This is a genomic window from Xanthomonas sontii, from assembly GCF_040529055.1.
Taxonomy (GTDB): Bacteria; Pseudomonadota; Gammaproteobacteria; order Xanthomonadales; family Xanthomonadaceae; genus Xanthomonas_A; species Xanthomonas_A sontii.
Window position 1 is genome coordinate 3,739,422 of the sequence record NZ_CP132342.1, and the last position, 23,157, is coordinate 3,762,578.

At 67.6% G+C, this 23,157-nt stretch carries 16 protein-coding genes; 6 read left to right on the top strand and 10 right to left on the bottom strand.

Annotation, left to right across the window (positions count from 1 at the left end; genetic code table 11):
- Positions 1-69 precede the first annotated feature (69 nt).
- The 3 genes from RAB70_RS15745 to RAB70_RS15755 all read right to left on the bottom strand — a co-directional run bounded on the left by RAB70_RS15745 (position 70) and on the right by RAB70_RS15755 (position 1,898).
- Positions 70-1,083, bottom strand: coding sequence for a LacI family DNA-binding transcriptional regulator (locus RAB70_RS15745; protein WP_148828440.1), 1,014 nt, complete (start codon positions 1,081-1,083; stop codon positions 70-72).
- Positions 1,084-1,317: 234 nt separating this feature from the next.
- Positions 1,318-1,602, bottom strand: coding sequence for a BolA family transcriptional regulator (locus tag RAB70_RS15750; protein WP_017909688.1), 285 nt, complete (start codon positions 1,600-1,602; stop codon positions 1,318-1,320).
- A complete protein-coding gene (locus RAB70_RS15755; RefSeq protein WP_017909689.1) occupies positions 1,599-1,898 on the bottom strand; it encodes a YciI family protein in 300 nt (99 codons plus the stop codon). The genes RAB70_RS15750 and RAB70_RS15755 overlap by 4 nt, the downstream gene beginning before the upstream one ends.
- A gap of 373 nt (positions 1,899-2,271) precedes the next feature.
- Between RAB70_RS15755 and RAB70_RS15760 the strand changes: the two genes are divergently transcribed.
- From RAB70_RS15760 to RAB70_RS15770, 3 genes are read left to right on the top strand one after another with little or no spacing between them, the layout of a single operon-like run.
- The gene (locus RAB70_RS15760) at positions 2,272-3,213 is read left to right on the top strand and encodes a ScpA family protein (protein ID WP_017909690.1); all 942 of its coding nucleotides are present in this window, start codon (positions 2,272-2,274) and stop codon (positions 3,211-3,213) included.
- A 22-nt stretch (positions 3,214-3,235) separates the two neighbouring features.
- Positions 3,236-4,204, top strand: a complete 969-nt coding sequence (scpB, locus tag RAB70_RS15765; protein WP_148828441.1) for an SMC-Scp complex subunit ScpB — start codon at positions 3,236-3,238, stop codon at positions 4,202-4,204.
- Positions 4,197-5,744, top strand: coding sequence for a pseudouridine synthase (locus tag RAB70_RS15770; RefSeq protein WP_148828442.1), 1,548 nt, complete (start codon positions 4,197-4,199; stop codon positions 5,742-5,744). The genes scpB and RAB70_RS15770 overlap by 8 nt, the downstream gene beginning before the upstream one ends.
- Positions 5,745-5,924: 180 nt before the next feature.
- On the opposite strand, the gene RAB70_RS15775 is transcribed toward RAB70_RS15770, so the two are convergent.
- Positions 5,925-6,371 carry a pesticin immunity protein gene (locus tag RAB70_RS15775; RefSeq protein WP_148828443.1) on the bottom strand — a complete coding sequence of 149 codons (447 nt, stop codon included), beginning with the start codon at positions 6,369-6,371 and terminating at the stop codon, positions 5,925-5,927.
- A gap of 263 nt (positions 6,372-6,634) precedes the next feature.
- On the opposite strand from RAB70_RS15775, the gene RAB70_RS15780 reads away from it, so the two are divergent.
- Positions 6,635-7,330, top strand: coding sequence for a hypothetical protein (locus RAB70_RS15780; RefSeq protein WP_148828454.1), 696 nt, complete (start codon positions 6,635-6,637; stop codon positions 7,328-7,330).
- 112 nt (positions 7,331-7,442) lie between these two features.
- Here the strand turns inward: RAB70_RS15780 and RAB70_RS15785 are convergent, their stop codons facing one another.
- Together RAB70_RS15785 and RAB70_RS15790 are read right to left on the bottom strand one after the other, a co-directional pair.
- Positions 7,443-8,258: a CDP-diacylglycerol diphosphatase gene (locus RAB70_RS15785; RefSeq protein WP_225851592.1), complete on the bottom strand. Its 816-nt coding sequence runs from the start codon at positions 8,256-8,258 to the stop codon at positions 7,443-7,445.
- Positions 8,259-8,390: 132 nt separating this feature from the next.
- Complete coding sequence (locus tag RAB70_RS15790; RefSeq protein ID WP_170268121.1) at positions 8,391-13,943, bottom strand: ESPR-type extended signal peptide-containing protein; 5,553 nt, start codon at positions 13,941-13,943, stop codon at positions 8,391-8,393.
- 273 nt (positions 13,944-14,216) lie between these two features.
- On the opposite strand from RAB70_RS15790, the gene RAB70_RS15795 reads away from it, so the two are divergent.
- The gene (locus tag RAB70_RS15795; protein ID WP_230979388.1) at positions 14,217-14,828 is read left to right on the top strand and encodes a response regulator transcription factor; all 612 of its coding nucleotides are present in this window, start codon (positions 14,217-14,219) and stop codon (positions 14,826-14,828) included.
- A 52-nt stretch (positions 14,829-14,880) separates the two neighbouring features.
- Here the strand turns inward: RAB70_RS15795 and RAB70_RS15800 are convergent, their stop codons facing one another.
- A complete protein-coding gene (locus RAB70_RS15800; RefSeq protein WP_148828633.1) occupies positions 14,881-18,162 on the bottom strand; it encodes an ATP-binding protein in 3,282 nt (1,093 codons plus the stop codon).
- 240 nt (positions 18,163-18,402) lie between these two features.
- Between RAB70_RS15800 and RAB70_RS15805 the strand changes: the two genes are divergently transcribed.
- Positions 18,403-19,689: an EAL domain-containing protein gene (locus RAB70_RS15805; protein ID WP_225851609.1), complete on the top strand. Its 1,287-nt coding sequence runs from the start codon at positions 18,403-18,405 to the stop codon at positions 19,687-19,689.
- A 284-nt stretch (positions 19,690-19,973) separates the two neighbouring features.
- On the opposite strand, the gene RAB70_RS15810 is transcribed toward RAB70_RS15805, so the two are convergent.
- From RAB70_RS15810 to RAB70_RS15820, 3 genes are all read right to left on the bottom strand, one after another.
- A complete protein-coding gene (locus RAB70_RS15810) occupies positions 19,974-20,411 on the bottom strand; it encodes a hypothetical protein (RefSeq protein ID WP_017914143.1) in 438 nt (145 codons plus the stop codon).
- Positions 20,412-20,883: 472 nt separating this feature from the next.
- Positions 20,884-21,699: an amidohydrolase gene (locus RAB70_RS15815; protein ID WP_148828634.1), complete on the bottom strand. Its 816-nt coding sequence runs from the start codon at positions 21,697-21,699 to the stop codon at positions 20,884-20,886.
- 106 nt (positions 21,700-21,805) lie between these two features.
- Entirely contained in the window at positions 21,806-22,954 is a 1,149-nt protein-coding gene (locus tag RAB70_RS15820) for a pyridoxal phosphate-dependent aminotransferase (RefSeq protein WP_043095607.1), read from the bottom strand.
- Positions 22,955-23,157 lie beyond the last annotated feature (203 nt).

Here is a 23,157-nt window from a genome sequence, read left to right on the forward strand (position 1 = left end):
ATGGGTGGTGCGTGGTGCTTCGATGGAACGAAGTGGAACAAGCGATGCGGCGCAGAAGAGTGCGTCGCATCAGGAACGGGCCGTGCTGGAATCGCGCACGACCAACGTAGGAACCAGGGTCTGCCGCTGCCGGTCGTCCGCGTCGGGCCGATCGATCAATTGCAGGAGGCGGTGCATCGCCTGCTCACCAAGCCCGGCGATGCTGACGCGCATGGTGGTGAGGGATGGGTGAACGAAACGCGCCAGCGGAATGTCGTCGAAACCGGCCAACGCGATGTCGTTGGGCACGCGCACGCCGCTCTGGGTGAAGGCGTAGAGGCAGCCGAGCGCGGTCATGTCGTTGGCGGCGAACACCGCATCGGGCAGCGTGCCGGCCTGCAGCATCGCCTGTCCGGCGCGATAGCCGGAGGCTTCGTCGAAGTCGCCCGGGAACTCCTGGCCATGCGCTTCGCCGGAATGGCGTGTCATGGCGTCGCGGAAGCCGCGCAGGCGTTCGCGCGCGTCGAAGTTCAGTTCCGGGCCGCCGATGAAGGCGATGCGGCGATGCCCCATCGCCAGCAGGTGTTCGGTCATCGCCACCGCGCCGGCATGGTCGTCGATGCTCAGCACTGGGTACTCGGTGCCCGGCAGGTGGGTGTTGATCAACACCGTCGGCAACGCCTGCGGCAGGTTGTCGGTGAGAAAGCCCGGGCGCTCGGCATACGGCGACAGCACCAGCAGGCCGTCGACGCGGCCGCGCATCGCCCGCAGCGCCCGCCCCTGCTCTTCCGGGTCGCCGTGGTAGCTGGACACCAGCAGGTGCTGGCGACGCGCGCGGGCAGCGCCGTCGATGCCGCGGATCAGTTCGGAGAAGAATTCGCCGTACAGGTCGGGCAGCACCACGCCCAGGGTCTGGGTGCGGCGGCTGCTGAGGCTGCGCGCCGCCGCATGCGGGCTGTAGCGCAGGCGCTCGGCCACTTCCAGCACCAGGGTCCGCACCGGTGCGGCCACGTTCTCGTGGCCGTTGAGCGCACGCGACACGGTGGCCACGGAAACCCGGGCCTCGCGTGCGACGTCTTTGATGGTAACCGCGCTCTTCGCCATCGTGCCGCCCTCCGCGGCAGAGACCTTGAGAAACTGGCGCGGACTGTAATCGTTTTCAGCGCGAGGCAGAAGCCCTTTGTTATTTTTACAATAAACGCCTTATTTTTCAGTCACTTGAATAATGAGAAACCGGTCGGAATCGTGCCGCAATGCAGCATAATCCAGGTGCAGATTCCGCTTTTTCCCGGGGTGCACACCCCTGTTTGGACCGGTAGCAGCCGTCGCCAGCGGGTGTCAGCCGCCCGTGCCCGGCACCTCGGCGCGGATCGACAGCGCGTGGATGTCGGTCTGCATCATCTCGCCCAGCGCCGCGTAGACGGCGCGGTGGCGGGCCAGCGGCGCCATGCCGGCGAAAGCCGGACTGACCACCCGTACATTGAAATGCCCGCGGCCGTCGCGCGCGCCGGCATGGCCGGCATGGCGATGGCTGTCGTCCTCCACCTCCAGCGCCTGCGGCGCGAACGCCGCCTCCAGCGCGGCGCGGATCCGCGCCACCCGCTCGGCGCCGACCTGGCTCATGGCAGCACCTTGCGGAACGGCCGCACCTCGACCCGGGCGTAGACGCCGGCATCGACATACGGATCGGCCTCGGCCCAGGCCCGCGCCTCGGCCAGCGAGTCGAACGCGGCCACCACCAGGCTGCCGCTGAAGCCGGCCGGACCCGGATCCTCGGCGTCGATCGCCGGGCACGGCCCGGCCAACAACAGCCGCCCGGCTTCCTGCAATGCGGTCAGCCGCTGCAGATGCGCCGGCCGCGCCGCCGCCCGCCGCGGCAGCGCATCGGCCACGTCGTACCCCTCGATCACGTACCACATCGCGTCTCTGCCCTCGTTGCCTATCCAAAGACCTGTCATTGTAGAACCTGCCCCGGCACTGCGGCGCTGGACACCGACCCCGCCGGCGCATTACCCTTGGTCGTATTGCACGCGGCCGGATGCAGCGGCCCGTCGGTGATCGGCGACCCCAAGCCCCTTCCGACGACCGATTCGCTGCCTGACACCGCCCGCGCAGACGTCCTCCTCTGCAGTTCCCGCCGCCACGACACGCGTGGCGTGCGTCGTGTGTCTTGTTGAAGTACCGAGCGCGTTGCGGGGACGACGCGCCATTGAACCGCAGCACTGCCGGCAAGGAGCCGCGCCGGGTCGCGCCTGCCCGGCCCTTCGCTACCGCAACACCGATGTCCAACCGATGACTTCCGAACTCGCGCTCGACGCGAACCCGCCAACCCAGACGACCCCGCCACAGCAGCAGGAAATGCCGCTGGCGGTCGTGCATGGGCAGCCGGTACTGCAGATCCCGCAGGATCTGTACATTCCGCCGGATGCGCTGGAAGTGATCCTGGATGCGTTCGAAGGCCCGCTGGACCTGCTGCTGTACCTGATCCGCCGGCAGAACCTGGACATCCTGGACATCCCCGTCGCCGAGATCACCCGGCAGTACGTGGACTACATCAACGTGATGCAGGAGCTGCGCTTCGAACTGGCGGCCGAATACCTGGTGATGGCCGCGATCCTGGCCGAGATCAAGTCACGGATGCTGCTGCCGCGGCCGCCGGCCGAGGACGGCGAGGAAACGGACCCGCGCGCCGAACTGGTCCGCCGCTTGCAGGAGTACGAACGCTTCAAGCAGGCGGCGGAGGACATCGACGCGCTGCCGCGGCAGGACCGCGACACCACCCCGGTGCACGCCCATGTGCCGGACCGTGCCGCGGTCAAGCTGCCGCCGCCGGTGGAGTTGAAGGAAATGCTGCTGGCGCTGTACGACGTGCTCAAGCGCGCCGAGCTGTTCAGCGGCCACGCCATCAAGCGCGAGGCGCTGAGCGTGCGCCAGCGCATGGGCGACGTGCTGGGCCGTCTGGACGACGGCAAGTTCCACCGTTTCGAATCGCTGTTCAGTGCCGAGGAAGGCAAGCTGGGCGTGCTGGTCACCTTCCTGGCGCTGCTGGAACTGGCCAAGGAGCAGTTGCTGGACATCGTCCAGGAACCGCTGGCGCACGTCCCCGCCGAGGCCGCCGAGCGGCCGCCTATGCCGCCGATCTACGTCAAGTCGCTGGCACTGGGCAACACCAACGCGCCGCTGCAGTTCAACAGCGAGTTCGACGACAGCGACGCCGCCGACGCCACCACCTGAGCCACCGAGAACCCGCCCCCGCATGGATCAAGCGCTGATCAACCGCATCGTCGAGGCCGCCCTGCTCGCCGCCAACCAGCCGTTGCCGCTGGCGCAGTTGCACGGCCTGTTCCCGGAGGAGGAACCCGCGCCGCCAGGCAGCATCGAGCGCGCGCTGGAACTGCTGCGCGAGGCCTGCGAGGGCCGCGGTGTGGAACTGGTCGAAGTGGCCTCCGGGTTCCGCTACCAGGTGCGCAGCGACGTGCACGCCTGGGTGGCGCGACTGTGGACCGAGCGCAAGACCCGCTACACCCGCGCCACGCTGGAGACCCTGGCGCTGATCGCCTACCGGCAGCCGATCACCCGCGGCGAGATCGAGCAGGTGCGCGGCGTGGCGGTCAGCAGCAACATCATCCAGGCGCTGGAAGAGCGCGAGTGGATCCGCGTGGTCGGGCACCGCGACGTGCCGGGCAAGCCGGCGCTGTTCGGCACCACCAAGACCTTCCTGGACTATTTCGGGCTCAAGCGCCTGGACGAACTGCCGCCGCTGTCCGAACTCAAGGACATCGGCGAACTGGAGCCGCAGCTGCCGCTGGACCGCGACGCGCTGCCGGTCGGCGACATGGCCCAGGCCGACGCCGCACCGGGCGACGCCGCCGATCAGGGCGACCAGGGCGACCAGGGCGACACCACGGCGCAGGCCGCAGCCGCCGGCGATGCCGCCGAGCCTGCCGCGACGGCGCAGGCAGACGCGGCCGATGCCGCCGACGCAGAAGCACGCGACACCGCAACACCGCACACCCCCGCGACCGACGACGCCCACGCGCCGGCGGCCACGGATTCCACGACCGCCCCGACGGGCGAACCCGAAGCCGCGCCGGGAGAGCGCGCGGCGGATGCGAACGAAGCCGAAGACAACGCCGTCGCGACGACGACCGTGGCTGTTGACGATGCCGATTCCGAACCACAGGCCGACGCGCAACGCGCCGGCCGGAGCCAAGTAAATGAGTGACACCTCCCGCAAGCTGTCGTTGAACAAGCTCTCGCTCAAGCGCGACGCCGCTGCCGCCGAGCAGCCGAAACTGGAAGAACGCCTGCACAAGGTCCTGGCCCAGGCCGGACTGGGCTCGCGCCGGGCGCTGGAACAGCGCATCGCCGACGGCCTGGTCAAGGTCAACGGCGAGGTCGCGCAGACCGGCATGTCGATCCGCAGCGGCGACAAGATCGAGCTGGACGGCCGCAGCTTCGTCGCCAGCGCGCTGACCGAGCCCTCGCGCGTGCTGATCTACAACAAGCCCGAAGGCGAAGTGACCACGCGCGAAGATCCCGAAGGCCGCCCGACCATCTTCGAGGCGCTGCCGGCGCTGAAGGGCGCGCGCTGGATCGCGATCGGCCGCCTGGACATCAACACCACCGGCCTGCTGCTGCTCACCACCGACGGCGAGCTGGCCAACGCGATGATGCACCCCTCCTACGAGATCGAGCGCGAGTACGTGGTGCGCGTGCGCGCCCCGGAAGGCGAAGAGACCGTGCCCGACAGCATGATCGAGCGGCTCTCGCGCGGCGTGCTGCTGGAGGATGGCGGCGCCAAGTTCGACGAGATCGAACGCATCGGCGGCACCGACTCGCACGACTGGTTCCGGGTGGTGGTCAAGGAAGGCCGCAACCGTGAAGTGCGGCGCCTGTGGGAATCGCAGGGCTGCCAGGTCAGCCGGCTCAAGCGCACCCGCTACGGCAAGATCGCGCTGCCGCGCGAACTGCTGCGCGGGCATTCGATGGAACTGGCGCAGGACAAGGTCGAGGCGCTGCGCGCCGAGCTGAAGCTGGAGGAAGGCACCCCGTCGGCGCTGACCCTGCAGCCGGTGATCGGCCAGCGCAAGGCGGCCAAGGCCACCGTGCAGGTCGGCCGCGGCGGCAATGCCTACGTCAACGGCCATAACACCGCCGACGAAGGCCGCGAGCTGCGCCGCTTCGACACGTTCCGCGAGGACCGCGGCCGCGGCCGCGGCGGCAAGAAGCCGCACGGCGGCCTGACCGTGAGCGGCGAAATGGCCGCCAAGCAATCGCAGAAGCCGTTCAAGCAGCGCGCCCCGAAGGGCCCCAAGCCGCTGCCGGACGGCAACCCCGCCGCGTTCCGCACCTGGTACGTGCCCGATGGCGTCAGCACCGGCCCGACCGGCCACCGCAACGCCGGTCCCGGCGGTCGTGGTCAGGGTCAAGGTCAGGGGCGTCCCTACGCCAAGCCGCGTCCGGCCGGTGCCGGCGCTGGTGCCGGCGCCGGCCAGGGCCGCGGTCAGGGCCAGGGCCAGCAGCGCAAGGCGCATCCCTACGGGCATCCGGGCAACGCGCCGAGCTTCCCGTCCGACCACGCCACCCCCGGCTTCAACCCCTACGGCGCCGCGCCGCGCGCCGCGCGCCCGGCCGGCGGCCAGAAGCGCGGCCCGGGTCCGGGCGGACGCCCCGGCGGCGGCAACCGCCCGGCCGGCGGGCGTCCTCCGGGTGGCGGCGGCCGTCCCGGCGGCGGCGGCAACCGCGGTCCGCGCGGCGGCTGAGGACCACGCCGGCGCCGTGCGCGCCGGCCCGCTCCGCACCCGACAGGGCGCCTGCGCAAGCGGCGCCCTGTTTTTTTATGGGGACGCTATCGATCACGGGGACGGCGCGCGCCGTCAGGCCGCGGCAGCCCCATCACCCAGGTGGTGCGACGGCCCGCATCGCAGCCGCCCCGCGTGCACTCACGCGCCGGCAGGCGCGTTCTTGCAGCCGGCAAATCCCGCCGGGATCTGCTTGGCGGTCCACTTGCCCTGAGACGCTGTGGAGACGAGCAGCGCCGAGGTTGCGTCGTAGCTGGGGGCCTGTGTCGCGCCGGGCCTGGCCAATCCCGTGTCATGGAAGCACAGACGTACGGACGTGGCGTCGGCCGACAGCACCTCGAAGCGCATCATCCAGCCCTTGTCGGCCTCGAGCAGGCGCGCGCCATGGGCGGTTTTGGTGACATCCACGAAACCATAGTCCGCGAACGTCGTCTTCCCCGGCAGGCGGCGGGGGCCGACCGAATTGGGGAACGAGGTCAGATCAAGCTGCTGGACGACCGCGTCGACGACGCCCGCCTGCTGCGATACGGCCGGAGACGACGCGCCGACGCCAAGCGCGAGAAGGCCAACAAGCATTCCGGAGGTCATGCGGACGATCTCGCGCGCGGAGGGAGTCGCGGATGATAAGCGCCGGGAACGCCGGCGCCCAATGGAGATTGCCGTGTGCGGTGGCCGCCGACCAGGTGGCGCCCGACCGCGTCTCGCAGGCTCGAACGACAGAGGCGTGGCGACACCAGCCCACCCGCAATCGCGCCGTTCGCCCTGCACGGACGAAGCCGATATCCTGGCGCATCTGGCGGCCGCCGCGGGTGGCCGCCCTCACCGACCAGGAATTCCCGATGACACGGAAGATGAAGATCGCCCTGCCGCTGCTGATCGCCGGCGTGCTGAGCCTCGGCGCTTGCCAGAAGGCGCAGCAGAAGGCCCAGGAAGAGATCGCCGCGGCGCAGAACCCCTACCCGGCCAGTTCGCCGCTGCACGCGCCGTTCGATCGCATGCTGCGCAAGCTGGCCAACGACCCACGCTACGTGGCGCTGCTCAAGCAGAGCGGCCCGCAGGCGCAGCACGCCGGCTTCCAACTGGCGCAGAACGGCATCGCGCGACTGGACCACGCCACGCTGGAACAGCGCCTGCAGATCCTGTCGCAGGTCAGCGACAAGGTCGACGTGCGGCAGTGCGCCGTGCTGGCGCGCGGCGGTAACCCCAACGATGCGCAGGCGCTGAGCGCGGCGATGCTGTCGGGCCTGGAAACGCTGCCGCAGGCGCAGATCGACCGCTGGTTCGAGGTCTCGCTGAAGGCCACCGACGCGGAGTTGAACAAGACCCCGGCGCAGCCGGTGAGCCAGGAGCAGATCCAGGCGGCGATGGGCACCCTGGTCAAGTCGCTGCCCGCCGACCAGCAGCAGCGCCTGATGCGGGTGCTGCCGGAGATCGCCAAGGCCAGCGACGAGGACGCCTGCTGGACGGCGCGGACCCTGTACCGCCAGGCGCTGGCGACGCCCGAGCCGGTACGCGGCCAGTTGGCCTGGGTGTTCGCGCAGCAGTGATCGCACCTGCCCGCGCGGCGCAAGCAGTCAGACTTGCCGCTGCCTACGCGGCGCGCCGGGGATGACGCGCTACCGCGTGCTGCGGTGGCGCTATTGCTCGCTTGCCCATCCGTTACAGGCGCGCGTTGTGACCGGGCCGCATCACATTCGAGTACCAGGAGTCGCGGAAACTGCGCGTGGCGGCGGTCGCGCAGTTCTCGTCCTGCAGCACACGCGCCGCTCCCAGGTTCGCGCCCCGGCCCAGCAAGGTGCGCGGTAGCGCCAGCAACACGAAACGGCCGTCCTGCAGCATGGTCAGGGCCAGCCCGTAGCGTCCCAGATTGCCGCTGGCACCGGGCAACTCCTCGGCCACGCGCAGGAACGGGCTGCGCTGTGCCAGTTCCGCCTCGCTCAGCGTCCGCAGATAGTAGCGACGGCCCTTTAGCCAATACCCGTTCCAGTGCGCATCCCAATGCGGGCCCGCCACCGCCAACTGTTCACGGATGTCCGCGCGCAGACAGGCGATGCGCAGGTGCAACTGGTTCTGCGAATACACCGTCTGCGCATCGCCTGCGATGGCCACGGCAGTATCGGGAACGGGCGCACCCAACAGATCCGACAGCACGCCACGGGCGCGCCATGCCAGCCAGAAGTAGTTCGGCGTGTCCTGCCGCTGCAGCGTGGGATCTGCGGCTCCGGTGATGCGGCGCGTCGGTACCAGCCAGGCATGCGCTCGACCGCGCGTGTCCTGCAGGAGGGCATAGCCCTGCGCAGGGTCCAGGATCCGGCACGGCACCGCCCCCCCGGAGTGCCACGCATTGATCTCGCAACGCCGGTGGACGAGATGCCACAAGGTATTGGCATGATGGCGGTACATCGCCAGGGCGGTCCCCAGCCACATCAAGGCGAGCGCCACCACGCCGAAGGCGCGATATCCGGATCTGTTCATCTACGGCGTCTCTTCCACGGCCGCGTATGCAGCCGACAAAAAGAAGCGCGCCCTCGGACGCGCTTGTGAACGGGAAAATGAAAGGAAGCGCCGACCGACACAGAAGCGGCCGGCCGGCGCCCGCGGCGCTTGTCACCAGACCATGCCCGCCCCGACGGCCACGCCGGCATCGCCGCGCGTGGTGGCGCTGGCATTGACCTTGAACAGGTAGCGGCCACTTTCGCTGATCGTGGAAACGCCGACCGCGATCGCCTGTTCGCCACGGAACGAGCTCAACGAGACGCCCGCCGCGCTCTGGTCCGGTTGATAGGCCTGGGGCAGGCTGGCCATCGCCATCGCCGCGGCCACGCCGGCGCTGGCGCGCCGATCCGCCTGATCCACGCGGGAGTCGGTGTAGTTGCGCGACCAGTCCGCCACGCCGTTGAGTCCGTCGTTCATCTGGCCCAGGTTGACCGCATCGGTGCGCTCGGTTCCCGCCGCCACGTTGGTGATCTGGCGCTGGTTGCTGGCCGACCCCACAGACACACTGTTGGCGCGGTCGGCCACAGAGCCCTGGCCCAGGGCCACGCTGTTGGCCTCCGTGGCCTTGGCCCCCTTGCCGACAGCCACGCTCCCGACGCCGGAGGCGACCGCATCGGCCCCCATCGCAGTCGCGTTCACGCCGCTGGCCTGGCTGTTGTTGCCGACCGAGGTGGCATTCGTATTGCTGGCCGTCGCGGTATGGCCGACCGCGACCGAGGTGCCATTGTTGCCGACCACGACGGGGGAGACCTGCGCGATCTGACCGACCTGGCTGCCCTCGCCGCTGCTGCCGGGGAAGTCGATGGCCTGGGTACTCGGGGTACCGCCGACCACGATGCCGCCGGCGGTCGCGCCGCCTTGCGCGATGGTTTGCTGCATGGTGGTCATCGAGCTCTGCAGCGCGGAAATCGAGCCGGAGTTTTCCTGCACCTTCTGATTGGTGGCGTACAACTGCGAACCGTTCACCGCATCGGTGCTGGTGGCGCTGAGGCGGCCGGCGGCCACGTTCTGGATCTGCCGCTCCGCGCCCACCGCGCCGACGCTGAAGGCGCCGGCCGGTGTGCTGCCGGCGAAGCTGTAGCTGGAACCGCCCAGCGTGGTGGACTCCACCGCCGAGGTCGCCGCGGTGCGGGCACCCGCGCCGATCGCCACATCGCTTGCATTGCCGGCGACCGCATCGGGACCGATCGCGAGGCTGTCGGTTCCCGTGGCGGCGCTATCGCCGCCGCTGGAGTTGATGCGCATGTACTTCACGCCATCGCCGCCCTGGATGCCCTTGACCGCATCGTCGAGCTTGGTCAACTCCGTATTGGTCGCATGCAACTGCGAACCGTTGACCGCATCCGTACTGGTGTCGGACAGACGGCCCGCGGCCACGTTGGTGATCGTGCGCTCGTTGCCTTCGCTGCCCACGCTGACGGTACTGGTCGGCGCGGCGCCAGCGAAGGAGTAGCTGTGTCCATTCAGCACCACGCCCTCGGTGGAGACGGCCGCACCGGTGCTGCTGCCGCTGCCCAACGCGACATCGCCGCTATAGTTGGCCATCGCGTTGCTTCCGATCGCCAGCGCATTCTTGGCATCTGCGCTCGCGGCATGGCCGATCGCGATCGAGCCTGCACCGTTGGCGTTCGCGGACGCACCCTGCGCGACGCTGTATCCGCCCGAAGCAGAGGCATCGCGGCCCTGCGCCACTGCCTGCAGGCCGGACGCGTCGGCATTGCTGCCCTGCGCCACCGAATCGCCACCCAGCGCACTGGCACCGTTGCCGACGGCCATCGAGCCGCTGCCGGCCGCATTGGCGGCCACGCCGATCGCGGTGCTGTCGGTCCCGCTGGCCACGCTGTCGGCGCCGGTGGAGTTGGTGTTGATGTACTTGACGCCCTTGCCGCTCTGGAACTGCTTCACGGTGCTATCCAGCTCCGTGACCTTGCTGCCGACGTTACCCAACTCGGTATTGGTCGCATTGAGCTGCGAGCCGTTCACCGCATCGGTGCTGGTCGCCGCCACGCGACCGGCCGCCACGTTGGTCACGGTGCGCTCCTTGCCGGCGCTGCCCACGCTCACCGTACCCACCGGCGTGCTACCGGCATAGGTGTACGCCATCCCGTTGATGGTTGCGCCGGTGGTCGCCACCGCCGCCGCCGTGCTGCTGCCGGCACCCAACGCCACCGCACCGGACTGCCCGGCCGACGCACCCGCACCCAGCGCCAGGCTGTTGCCGCCGGTAGCCTTGGCCGCCTTGCCCAACGCCACATCGTTGACGATGGTCGCGGCGTTATCGGGCTGCTCGTCGGTGTTGGCCTGGCCAGCGACCGCGCTGTCGCCCAGCGCCAGCGCGCTGTCGCCATACGCGGTGGCGGCCACGCCCACCGCGGTGCTGTCGGTCCCGCTGGCCACGCTGTCGGCGCCCGTGGAGTTGGTGTTGACGTACTTCACGCCGGTGCCGTCCTTCAGCTTCTCCAGGACCTTGTTGATCTCAGTCACCTTGCCACCGACCGAGGTCACCTCCGTGTTGGTTGCAAACAGCTGCGAGCCGTTCACCGCATCGGTGCTGGTCGCCGCCACGCGACCGGCCGCCACGTTGGTCACGGTGCGCTCCTTGCCGGCGCTGCCCACGCTCACCGTGCTCACCGGTGCGGTGCCGGCATAGGTGTACGCGGTTCCGTTGATGGTCGCACCGGTGGTCGCCACCGCCGCCGCCGTGCTGCTGCCGGCACCCAGCGCCACCGCACCGGCCTGCCCGGCAGACGCACCCGCACCCAGCGCCAGGCTGTTGCCGCCGGTAGCCTTGGCCGCCTTGCCCAACGCCACATCGTTGACGATGGTCGCGGCGTTCTTCGGCTTGTCGTCGGTGTTGGCCTGGCCGGCGACCGCGCTGTCGCCCAGCGCCAGCGCGCTGTCGCCATACGCGGTGGCGGCCACGCCCACCGCGGTGCTGTCGGTCCCGCTGGCCACGCTGTCGGCGCCCGTGGAGTTGGTGTTGACGTACTTCACGCCGGTGCCGTCCTTCAGCTTCTCCAGGACCTTGTTGATCTCAGTCACCTTGCCACCGACCGAGGTCACCTCCGTGTTGGTCGCAAACAGCTGCGAGCCGTTCACCGCATCGGTGCTGGTCGCCGCCACGCGACCGGCCGCCACGTTGGTCACGGTGCGCTCCTTGCCGGCGCTGCCCACGCTCACCGTGCTCACCGGTGCGGTGCCGGCATAGGTGTACGCGGTTCCGTTGATGGTCGCACCGGTGGTCGCCACCGCCGCCGCCGTGCTGCTGCCGGCACCCAGCGCCACCGCACCGGCCTGCCCGGCAGACGCACCCGCACCCAGCGCCAGGCTGTTGCCGCCGGTAGCCTTGGCCGCCTTGCCCAACGCCACATCGTTGACGATGGTCGCGGCGTTCTTTGGCTTGTCGTCGGTGTTGGCCTGGCCGGCGACCGCGCTGTCGCCCAGCGCCAGCGCGCTGTCGCCATACGCAGTGGCGGCCACGCCCACCGCGGTGCTGTCGGTCCCGCTGGCCACGCTGTCGGCGCCCGTGGAGTTGGTGTGGACATACTTGATGCCCTTACCTTCCTGCAGGTTGGTGACGGTCGTATTGAGGTTGGTCACCTGATCGCCGAGCGTGCTGACCTTGCCACCGACCGAGGTCACCTCCGTGTTGGTCGCAAACAGCTGCGAGCCGTTCACCGCATCGGTGCTGGTCGCCGCCACGCGACCGGCCGCCACGTTGGTCACGGTGCGCTCCTTGCCGGCGCTGCCCACGCTCACCGTGCTCGACGGTGTGGTGCCGGCATAGGTGTACGCGGTTCCGTTGATGGTCGCACCGGTGGTCGCCACCGCCGCCGCCGTGCTGCTGCCGGCACCCAGCGCCACTGCACCGGCCTGCCCGGCCGACGCACCCGCACCCAGCGCCAGGCTGTTGCCGCCGGTGGCCTTGGCCGCCTTGCCCAACGCCACATCGTTGACGATGGTCGCGGCGTTCTTTGGCTTGTCGTCGGTGTTGGCCTGGCCGGCGACCGCGCTGTCGCCCAGCGCCAGCGCGCTGTCGCCATACGCGGTGGCGGCCACGCCCACCGCGGTGCTGTCGGTCCCGCTGGCCACGCTGTCGGCGCCCGTGGAGTTGGTGTGGACATACTTGATGCCCTTACCTTCCTGCAGGTTGGTGACGGTCGTGTTGAGCTTGGTCACCTGATCGCCGAGCGTGCTGACCTTGCCGCCGACCGAGGTCACCTCGGTGTTGGTCGCAAACAGCTGCGAGCCGTTCACCGCATCGGTGCTGGTCGCCGCCACGCGACCGGCCGCCACGTTGGTCACGGTGCGCTCCTTGCCGGCGCTGCCCACGCTCACCGTGCTCGACGGTGTGGTGCCGGCGTATGCGTACGTGACGCCATTGATGGCGCTACTCTTCGTCGCAACGACCGCGCTGGTTGTGCTGGAGGAGCCCAGCGCCACGTCGTCCTGGTTGGCCGATGCCGTCGCTCTGTTGCCGATGGCGATCGCCCCCTGCGTCTGCGAATTGGCAGCATTGCCGATGGCGATCGAATCCCGACCCGCAGCGGTATTGAGTGCCGACCAGTCGGAGTAGCTGCCGATCGCGATGGCTCCCACGCCCGACGCGGTGACGGAATCGCCGACCGCGATGGCGCCTTTCGCATTGGCAGTCAGGTTGACACCCACCGCCATTGACGACTGCCCGGAGGCCGTCGCACCGCTACCGGCGGCGAGGCTATTCACGCCAGAGGCGGTCGACTTGTTTCCGAGCGCCAGCGCACTGGTCTGGCTCGCTGTCGCAGTGGCGCCGATGGCGGTGCTGGTGGCGCCGTTCGCCTTCGCGCTACCGCCGATCGCCACGCTGTTGCTGCCGCTGGCGGCGCTGGAGGTTCCCAGTGCGATGGCATTGGTCGAAGAGGCTTCGTTCTGGCTGCCGAGCGCAAGCGCGCCCTGCCCCGACGCCGTGGCCCCTTTGCCCTGCGCGATGGCTGCCGAACCGGACGCCACGGCACCGTTGCCGACCGCGATGGAACTGGCGCCGCCGGCGTTGGTGCTGCCCATGCCGATCGCGATGCCGTCGGAGCCGCTCGCCGTCCCGGTACTCTGCGTGCTGTTGACAGAGAAGTAAGGCAGGTTAACGGCGCCGGTCAGGGTCAGGTTGTTGATCGTGGCGTTATTCAGATAGGCGGCGGTATTGGCGTAGAACTTGCCTCCCACCGTCATGTTCACGACACTTGAATCGCTGTTGTTTGCCCAGGTCAGAATACGATTCTTCTGCGTCGCGGCATCCGCGAAAGAACAAATGTTCGCGATGCCGTTCCTTTTGACGGTATCGAAGTCACCGCCGGTAATTCCAAGATTGTTTCCTCCGAAACCCCATCCTTGTTGACCACTGTTCTGCCAGGCTCCACTGCATGCCGGGCTGTTGCTTTGCGACCTGAACCCGAAGGTCTCCAAAATGCCGGTGTTGAACTGATGGTCAACGTCCGCTTGGGACTGCGCATAAGCGCTACCGGATAGCGTGGCCACGACACCGAAAAAAGCGACGCCTGCGCATGGAACGGACAGCCTCCGCTCCACCACTTTTCGGCTCGTCAAACCACCCTTCGCCTTGGCCAGCTCGGAAACGATCACCCACGCGCCCACGGCGCGATTCCACACGATCTTGAATACCTTGTTCATTTCCACGCTCCCACTGAAGATTGCATGGAAATGTAGATTTCCCCCTATATAACGGCGATGGGAACGCACCCAATCCGGACATGGGCGAGCGCCCAAAAATTTGCGAGAAGCGTTACAGTTACAGTCTAGAAAATGCACCATGTGCCATCTTCCGCTCCCCCAGCGCCGATAAACGGCGACGCTGCCGTATGCTTTTCCGAAAGCATGCGAACGCCCCTACAGGACTCAACGATGGACAGGATCAGAGTCGGCATCGCAGACGACCACCCGATCGTGCTGCTCGGCGTCAACAGTGTGCTGAAGGACAACCCAGACATCGAAGTGATGTTCAGTTGCGATGCGATCGACCAGTTGCTGCGCCTGCTCCCCGAGAAACCGGTGGACGTGCTCTTGTGCGACTACGAATTCGAAAGCGATCCGCAGGCAGATGGACTGCATCTGCTGCAACGGCTGCGCCGGCTCGCGCCGGACATGCGACTGCTGGTCCTCAGCGCACACACGGCCCCCTCCATCGTCTCGGCCGCCCTGCAACTCGGCGCCTCGGGCTTCATCGGCAAGAGCCGCGCCGATTTCGGCAACCTGGCCACGGCCGTGCAGGACGTCGCCGCCGGCCGTCTCCATATCCCAGGTTCGCTGTCGGCGGCGCTGCTGGCCGCACGCTATCGCAAGAACGGCACCGTCGGCGTGGATGCGCTCTCCGCCAAGGAAGCGGCAGTGGCACGGATGACGGCCGACGGCATGTCGTTGGGCGAAATCGCCGACCGGCTCAAGCGCAGCCCCAAGACCATCAGCAACCAGAAGATCGCGGCCATGAAGAAGCTCGGCGCCAAGAACGACGTCGAACTGGCGGCCCTGCTGCGCGAACTCGACGAGCGCAAGACCTGAGCGACACCGCAGCGGCCGTTCCGACCGCGACGCCGGGGGCGCACTGACGGAGTCAGCCCAGCGTGGCCTCCACGTGCAGCAGCAGTTGGCGGCAATGCGACACCAGCGAGGGCCAGTCGGCGCTGGCGTACAGCTGCTGCAAGGCGTGCAGCTCCGACACCAGATCGTCCATGCCCAGCGCCATCAACGCCCCCTGCAGCCGGTGCACGCGCCGACGCAGCGACTCGAGGTCTTGCGCGACCAGCGCCTGCTCGATCAGGTCACGCTCCGCTCCCCATTCGGACCGGAACGCCTGCCGCAGCAAGACATCGAGCTCATCGGATCGCGGCTCCTGAAGCGCGCCGGAACCGGCGGCGGATGTACGGGCAAGCATGGCATTCCTCAGGACACGGCGCAGATCGCTTAACAGGACAGGTTTTTGCAGCAAATCGGAAAACTGCTCGGCGTCGGCGCTGATCTCCGCAGCGGCAGAGGCGGAGGTCGCCACCACGCGCGCCGCCGGATCGAACTCGCGCAGCTTGCGCAGCAGGCCGACGCCATCCAGGTGCGGCATGCCCAGGTCGGTGATGACCAGATCCGCGCGACGCTCCAACCAGAGCTTTAGCGCCTCCTTGCCATCGACGGCCACGCGCACGCGTCGGCACCCGAGCGCCGCGAGTTGATGCTTGATCAATGTCCGATTCACCGCGTCGTCTTCGGCCACGAGAATATCCAGGTCCTGCTCGATGCCCTCGTCGGCGGCTGCGAGCGCAGGCCGTTCGGCAGAGCGCTGTGCGGCGCCGGTCAAGGCGGTCAGCGCATCCAGCAAGGCTTCATGGCTCATCGAACTGACATCGACTTGCTTCTGGTGCCGATGCGGCGCCAACGGCCCCTTGGCGGTCACGAACACCGTCCCGAGCGACGGCACCGCACTCAGATCGGCGGTATGCCAGGCGCGGCCATCGGCCTCCGCCAGTACCCGAATGTGCAGGGCCGCGGCTGGTGCGCCCGCTGCCTGCAGCGTTGCGCCCCAGCGCCGCAGTCGCTGCGCCAGTGCGGCGCGCCAGGCCGGCTGCGGGCAGACCAGATCCACGGAAACGCCCTCCAAAGGCGACAGATCGGCAGGCAGCGCGCGCTGGTTGCGCTTGAATGGAAGATCCACTCGAAACACGCTGCCAGCCCCTGGCTCGCTGCTGACGCTGATGCGTCCGCCCATCAGGCGCGAGAGATTCCGGCACAGGAACAGACCCAGCCCGGTCCCGCCGAAACGGCGACTGATGCTGTCGTCGGCCTGCGCCAGCGGGTTGAAGATCGCCGACTGCATCGAGGCGGGAATACCGATGCCGGTATCGGCGACTTCGAAACGCGCCCAGAGCGTCTCGTCCTCCTGCCTGAGGCAGCTTGAAGAAATCATGATCGAGCCACGCTCGGTGAATTTGGCCGCGTTGCTCAGCAGATTTTGCAGGATCTGCGCCAAGCGCTGGTCGTCGCCCTGCACCACCGCATCCAGCTCCGGGTCAGTCACGCAGTAGAAGGCAATGCCTCCCTGCAGGATCGACGCGCCGAAACTGCGCGCGCAGCGTTCCAACACATCGTTGGGCGACATCGGCACCGGATTGATCTTCAGCGCGTTGGCTTCCAGCTTCGTCGAATCGAGCAGATCGTTGACCAGCGTCAGCAGTGCATCGAACGAACGCCGGATCATGTCCACCCATTCGCTCTGCTCGACCCCCAGCGGGCTGCGCGCCAGCAGTTCCAGGTGGCCCATAGCGCCATGCAACGGCGTGCGGATCTCATGGCTGACGATCGCCAGGAACATCGACTTTGCGCGATTGGCTTCGTCGGCGGTCTGCCTGGCCTGGACCAGCAGCATCTCGTTGGCCTTGCGCTCGTTGATGTCGACCAGCCCCAGCAGCACCACCGACCGGCCGCCGAAGCGGGTCTGCGAAGAGGCCACGCCGATATAGCTGCTCTGGCCTTCGGCGATGTTCCATTGCACCTCGACGAACGAGTGACGCGTGCCGGGCCCGGACTGCGCGCTGCGCTCGCGCATCACGTCACGATAGAAGTCCGCACTGCGGCTGCCGAGCATCCGCTTGGCCACGCCGTTCTCCAGTACCACCGCCTCGCTCGCCGGCGCATAGATGCCGATGCCGATCGGCAAGGTGTCGATGATCGCATTGCTGAAATGCTCCGCCTCTATCAGCTTCTCCGCGCTGCTGAGCAGTGGCTTGGTCACCCTGAAGTCGAAATAGATGGCGGTTGCCCACATCAGGACGAGCGCCAGCAGGCACACCAGCGCGCCGGTGAAGAATTCGTGCTGTAGATTTGCCAGCACGTCGCTCCAGGTATATGCGTAGACCGCAATCCAGTCCGGCCCACCGATGCGCTGGGCTACCAGGAACGTGCCGTCACGGTACAGCGTGATCGGTTCGCCGGCGACCGTGTCGAACCGCGACGCCTGCGCGCGCACCCTGGCCAACAAAGCGGCTTCCTGCGGATCGTGCGGCGAATCGCCGAGGTTCTGGCGGCCATCCTTGCTCAGAAGGAAGAACCCCGGATGCCTGGCTTGCTTGCGCAGGAAGAACCGCATGAACTGCCGATCCGGCAACGACAACGCAATGGTGAAGACACGCTTGTCATCGTGGAACATCGGCACGATGAGCTGCGACACGGAGGCTTGCCCGTCGCTAGCATCCGCCGGGCGCCACAACAGTCTATTGATGCGAAACGTCTGGGTCGGCGTGGCCGCGACAAGGCGCTCCACCGCGGCGATGCGCTGGCGAATGAAGGCTTCGACGCCCTGGCGGCGCGCACTGTCCGACACGGCCGTTCCCAGCACGGGACAAGCGGCGAGAAAACTGCCGTCGGGCGCGTACAGGAAGCCTTCCAAGGTCACGCCGGTCTTTCTGGCGTCGATGGAAGGTGCAGCAGAGATGTCGCGGACCACGCGCATCGCCGTCGCCAGCCGCTCGGTATCGCCTGCACCGGTCAACACGCTTGCCAGCGTGAAGGGGGTGGCGGTCAGATCGTCTTCGGTGACGGTGAGGCCCTGTCCGTCGGCCAACTTGCGCGCATAACGCTGCACGGGGACGACATCGTTCTGCCGCAGATTCCATACGCCTTCGTAGACTTCGGCGAACTGGATCAGGCGTGCCGACAGCTCGTCCACCTGCGTCTGCACGTCCTCGCTGTTCTTGACGAACTGCGCGACCTGCTTGTCGCGGTACTGGTCGATGCTACCGCTGCAGAACAGCGCGGCCGCGCTGACGATCGCCAATGAGAGCGCCGCCGCGGATCCGTAGAGGATGCGCCGGTAGTAGCGACCCGTTCTGGCAAGCAACTTTTGCGGCATACATCGGTCTCGACAAGCGCGCTGCGATGCCATGGGCTGGCGACCGGCAGCAGGATAGCCCAGCACCGATGCACCCGCCAGCGAAAGCGGTAATGGCGTCGCCACAGTTTCCAGCACGGTGCAGAGATCCCTCGCCGACCTGGCATCCGAGGTTCATGCTTTTGGGCAAACGCCTATCGGTGTTTAGGGGGTGCGCCATCGCCCCACCGAACGACGGCCGACACACTGGGCGACATCGGCATGCATATGGCGCCGACCTCGTTCTCGCGCCCCACCGGCCAGGTCATCATGAACAACAGCGCATACACCCCGTTCGTCAGCATCCAAAACGCCCTGATCGCTTACGACGACGAACTGCAGAGCTCCTACGTCGGCAAGCTATTGCAGCGCTTGGGCGTGGCCGATATTCACCTGGCCGCCGACAGCGCCCAGTTTCTTGAGCGGATGCGGACCACGCACATCGGCCTGGTGGTGACGTCGGCGCGAGTGAAGAACACGTCGGCCCTGCAGCTGATCGACATCCTGGCCGACCACCATTACAACGGTCACGTCATCGTCGGCGGCGTGACCGACATGCGCATTCAGAGTTCCATCTACGAATACGCTCAGCGACGCGACTGCGGGGGCATGCACATCATTTTCGCAGGAGAGCCGCTGCGTCTGTTCGACTTCACCGACATGCTGTACCGGGCCACCTCTCCGGCGACCATCGACACCAACGGCCAGTTCATCCAGAACCGGGCCAGGCACATCAATGCCACCGATGTCTACGCCGCTTATCGCGGGGGAGAAATTTCGCCATTCCTGCAACCGAACTATTGCCTCGCCACTGGCGGAATGGTGGGCGCAGAGGCGCTCGTGCGATGGCAACATCCGACTTTGGGCGTGCTCGGCCCGGAATGCTTCCTTTCCTTGCTCGAGGAATGCGACCTGGGCCAGGAACTGGTCGACCAGTTGGTGGATATCGTTGCCAGCGTCGGCAACTCGCTGACCACGCCCACCCCGCTGAAGCTGGCGATCAACGTGTGTGCAGACCAACTCGTTTCGGCGAACTGGGCCGACCGCATCGTGCAACGCTTGATTCATTCCGGCGGCAACACCAGCCATTTTGCCATCGAGGTGACAGAGGACGGCATCGACAATCGCGACGGCAGCATCGCCGGGGCCGTGGCCCATTGGCGGCTCAACGGGATCGATTGCGCAATCGACGCTTTCGGTACCGGGGCCTCCTCGATCAACCGCCTGTGCATGGCGCCATTCAACGTTCTGAAAATCGACCGTCAGATGGTCTGGCGCTCGCGATTGACCAGCCATGTCTTCGAAACCTTGGAAAGCGTCGTGCGCCTGGCGCACGGCATGGGCATGCGCGTGATCGCCGATGGTATCGAAACCGAGGAGGACCTACTTCGCATGCGCAGTATCAAATGCGATATCGGTCAGGGCTATCACTTCAGCCGACCGCTGCCCGTAGCGGAGTTTATCGCCCTGGCGTCTTCGCAAAATGTATTCGGAAGGCGCCATCAATAGAACGGCCGGCTGATGTCGGTCTGCGCGCCGGACTTCCCCACAACACTACACTCGCCTTCGCAGGATCATTATGTCTCGAAAAAACCTACTGCTGCTCACCCTCGCCCTGGCCAACATGGCCTCGCTCGCCGTCGTGCTTGCGTAAATGCCCGAAGACCCTATCCGTCGTTTGCGAACAGACCGGAGCCGGCGCGAACCCAGGAGCGCAGCGCCTGGATTCGGCTGGCCACATCGGCGCGTGCGGCCGTGACCGATGGCCCTTTTTCACGGCGAAGCGCGATCTATCACTTACGGCGCTCGATCACGAAATTGCCGACATTGACGCCCAGATCGACGCCCTCGCCGGTGCCGGCCAAGGCCAGCGAGATATCGCCCTTGGTGACGACCTGCGCGGTGCTGGACTTGACCACGCCGGCATGCGCTTCGGCGGCGGCATAGGTGCCGAACAGATCGTTGAGGCTATAGGCGCCGGTGAAGGTGCCGCGGCCACCGACGATCTTCGACTTGCCGACCGTCAGGCCACCGCCCTTGCTGCTGATCTTGACCGGGATCACCGCGCCGTCGTTGCAGGTGATGGTGCCGGTGCCCTTGGCGGTCTTGTAGAACACCGACCAGCCGGACAGGTTGAAGGACAGCTTGCAATCGATGTTGCCGGCGGCCTGGGCCTGCGGCGCGAGCGCGGCCGCACCCAGCAGTGCGAGCAGAGAGAGCGACTTGATCATGTGGGCATTCCGGGTGGGTGGACAAGGCGACAGGGTAGCAATGGGTTTGTCGCGGCCGCGACAAGGTTGCGGGGGGTATCGCGCGCGCGTTCAGCAGGCATTTCCACTCGCGGCAGGCGCGGTCGGCCCCGGCCTGGCCGGAGCAAAGGCAGGCCGGGGCCGGCGGCCAAACATCTCCAGACTCGTTTGCGGCGGCCCGACCTGATTGCCTCGGTGCTTTGTAGGCGTCAACGCGCATGCAGCGGGGACGTGCGAAGCACTTGCTGATGGCGTAATGCGTCGGGACTGAAGTCCCTCCCACAATGCACCCGCCACGCTTGCCGCAACATGCTGCGGGAGGGGCTATTGCCGCGCTTTCGGAATCCGCCGCGACAGGGGTTACCGGGAAAGCCCGTCGCGGCTGAAGCGGCTCCTACGACAGGCGTCTTCGGAAATAGCACGATGAGCTTTCCGGCGTCACTGGAGCCGCAGGCTAGTCGTCCAGACTGAAGGCATCCGCATCGAGCATGGCCGGGAAGCGCGCGCGGTGCGCGGCCAGTGCGGCGGCGGAGATCGTGGTGGTGGCGACCTGTTCGCGCTCGCGGATCTCCAGTTGCGGCTGGCCGAGGAAATCGATCACCGCGCTGTCGCCGGCATAGTGCAGGTCGTTGCCGTCCACGCCGACGCGGTTGACCGCGGCCACGAAGCACAGGTTCTCGATCGCGCGCGCGCGCAGCAGCGTACGCCAGGCGTAGGCGCGCGCCGACGGCCAGTTGGCGACGAACAACTGCAGGTCGAAATCCAGCTGTCCCGGGCGCTCGACGTCGTAGCGGTTGCGGCAGAACACCGGGAAGCGCAGGTCGTAGCAGACCTGCGGATTGATCCGCCAGCCCTTCCACTCCACGCACAGGCGTTCGTGCCCGGCGGCGTAGCGCAGGTGTTCGTTGCCGTAGCGGAACAGATGACGCTTGTCGTAATGCTGCAACGCGCCGTCCGGCGTGGCCCACAGCAGGCGGTTGAACACCTTGGCCTCGCCATCGGCGCCGGGCACGCGCAACTGCACGCTGCCGGTCACCGCCGCGCCCAGCCGCGCGACCTGCTCGCGGATCCACGCCACGGTCGGCCCGTCCATGTCCTCGGCCTGCGCCAGCGCGTCGTTGGAGAAGCCGCTGGTGAAGGTCTCTGGCAGGATCACCAAGTCGGTGACGCCGGTCAGCGGCGCCAGCAGCTCGGCGTAATGCGCGCGGTTGCCGGCCGGATCGTGCCAGCGGGTGTCGCCCTGGACCAGCGAGATCCTCAGATCGTTCATAGCAGGGAATCGGGAAAGGGGAATAGGGAATGGGTAAAGGCTAAGCGCATCGGCGAGTTTTCACCATTCCCCATTCCCGAATCCCCAATCCCGGCGCTTACGCGCGCTACAGCGCGCGCAAGCGCTCGATCGCCGCATCCAGCGTCGCCTCGTTCTTGGCAAAGCACAGCCGCGCAAGGCGCTGGGCGGGCGGCGGGTCCTGGTAGAACGGCGACAGCGGGATCGCCGCCACGCCCTTCTCGATGGTCAGCCACTTCACGAACTCGGTGTCGGGCAGGTCGCTGACCGCCGAATAGTCCACCAGCTGGAAGTAGCCGCCCGGCACCGGCAGCGGCTTCAGCCGGGTGCCCAGCAATTGTTCGCGGAAGCGGTCGCGCTTGGCCTGGTAGAACGCGCCGAGCTGTTCGTCGTGCTCGGGCTCCTCGCGGATCATCGCGGCGAAGGCGTGCTGGGCCGGGCCGAAGCTGGCGAAGGTGTTGTACTGGTGGACCTTGCGGAACTCTGCGCTGAGCGCCGGCGGCGCGATCGCGTAGCCGATCTTCCAGCCGGTGCAGTGATAGGTCTTGCCGAAGCTGGAGACGACGAAGGCGCGCTCGCGCAGTTCCGGCCAGCGCAGCACCGACTCGTGGCGGCGGCCGTCGAACACGATGTGCTCGTAGACCTCGTCGGAGATCAGGAAGATGTCGCTGCCGCGCAGCAGCTCGGCCACCGCCTGCAGGTCATCGGCGCCGAACATGGCCCCGGACGGGTTGTGCGGGCTGTTGAGCATCAGCAGGCGGGTGCGCGGGGTGATCGCCGCACGTACGCGCTCCCAGTCCACCGCGAACGTCTGCGGATCCAGCGGCACGTGCACCGCACGCGCGCCGGCCAGGTCGATCGCCGGCTCGTAGCTGTCGTAGGCCGGGTCCAGCACGATCACCTCCTCGCCCGGGCGCACCACGGCGTGGATGGCGTTGAACAGCGCCTCGGTGGCGCCGCTGGTGACGGTGACCTCGGTGTCGGCATCGACCTGGGCGCCGTAGCAGCGCAGCGCCTTCTCGGCGATCGCCTGGCGCAGCGCCGGCACGCCGGTCATCGGCGGGTACTGGTTGTGGCCGTCGCGCATCGCCCGGTCCAGCGCCTCGATCAGCCGCGGCGGCACCGGGAAATCGGGAAAGCCCTGGCCCAGGTTGACCGCGCCGTGCTCGGCGGCCAGTTGCGACATCACGGTGAAGATGGTGGTGCCCACCTTGGGCAGCTTGGTCTGCGGATGCATGCGGGGGATCTGCGGGCAGCGGGAAAACGCCGAGTGTACGCAAAGCCGCTTGCCGGCGATGCGCCCTACACGCCGCCGCTCCACTGACGCAGCGCATGCGCATCGCCGCGTGTGGCCGCCGCCGGCATCCGCCGGACGCCCGCATGCCGATACAATGCGCGCCTTCCCTTGCCGCCCGCCGCCGCGCCATCCGCCGCGGCCTT